Consider the following 1322-nt stretch of genomic DNA (forward strand, 5'->3'; position numbering starts at 1 on the left):
TCAGCCAGATCGTCATCTCCAAGCCCTGAGATCCGCAATCAGGCCGGGCCTTGCGGCCCGGCCTGCGCTCAGACGATCGTGGTGATGTCGGTTGCGGCAAGATCAACACCCACCACCGTGACAATGGTGTGCTGGCCGCCTGCCGTTTCGGTGATATCCACGATGCTGTTGGCGCCGGTATTGTCGATCGTGAAGCTGTTGGCTCCCAGCAGCACCAGCTTGTCGACGCCCGGCGTGAAGGCGTTGGCCTGGTACGTATTCTTCGTATCGGGCAGGTCGATGTTGAACGCATCGGCGCCGCTCGTGCCCGTCTGCACAAAGTTGAAGCTGCCGGCCAGCTCATTGGCGAAGAGATTGGCCAGGAAGTTACTGGTGGCGGTGTCGCCATCGCCGTCGGTCATGATCGCCTGGAAGGCCAGCTGCAAGTCGTTGGCCGGGGCGGCGATCTCGGTGACGAACTCGATGAACGGAACCTTGATCGTGCCCGTGTCCATGGTCAGCTGGATCGCGTCGATGGTCTTGCCGGCGGCCGCCTGCACGTCGAAGTGAACCGGATCATTGGACTTGGCCCCGGCAATGATGTCACCGGCGAGCACCTTGACCGGCGCACCCGAGGTAGAACCGTCCGTGTAGTACAGGGTCCAGAACAGGCTCTCGGTCGCCGGCGTATAGCCGGATACCGAGTTGTCGATAAACACCTTCACCTTGGTGACGTCGAATTCGGGGTTGGCGACGAAACTCTCGTCCAGCCCGCTCGACGACGTGTCACTACCGTTCAGGTTGTTGTTTCCCACCCCGATACCGGAAGTGCTGACATTCATGGCCTCGGTGCCCAGGAAAGGCGTTAACGCGGAGTTGCCCTCGATTTGCGCCTCGGTCAGATCGGGGTCTCCGCCGATCAGGCTCTCGACCTGACTCTCGTTGGCGGTTGCCAGCACGTTGAAAAAGACGATCTGCTTGTCGTTCAGCGGTGCGGGTGGATGCAGGCCCGCCCCCGGCGTCAGGGTTTGCACCGGGTCCGGACCGCCGGCAGTCAATCCATCGATCGTCGACACGGTGCTCGTGGTGGAGACAAATCCTTCGACAAGGTCCAGCTTGTAGGTGCCGTTGGCCAATGCCGTCAGGAAGTAATTAATCGGCGCGTCGGTCGTGCCTGGGTTGTTGTCGAAGTCAGCGCTGAGCGTTCCGCTGAAAAGGAAGTCGCCGCTCGCATTCGGTGACCCTGCCAGTGGCTCTAACGTGGCCGTCCCGGTGGCGGTCGTGCTGTTGGGCCGCACGATCGTGAATCCCGTCACATTGATGTCCAGTCCCGTGACCCCTGG

Annotated in this window: 1 protein-coding gene; it reads right to left on the bottom strand. The window is 61.5% G+C overall.

Features of this window, described 5'->3' with window-relative positions; translation table 11 throughout:
- Positions 1–68: 68 nt before the first annotated feature.
- Positions 69–1322: hypothetical protein (locus HNE04_RS27800; protein ID WP_207717759.1), on the bottom strand; the 1254-nt coding region annotated here is incomplete at its 5' end.

The organism is Caenimonas soli (assembly GCF_013155545.1).
Classification (GTDB): domain Bacteria; phylum Pseudomonadota; class Gammaproteobacteria; order Burkholderiales; family Burkholderiaceae_C; genus Ramlibacter; species Ramlibacter soli.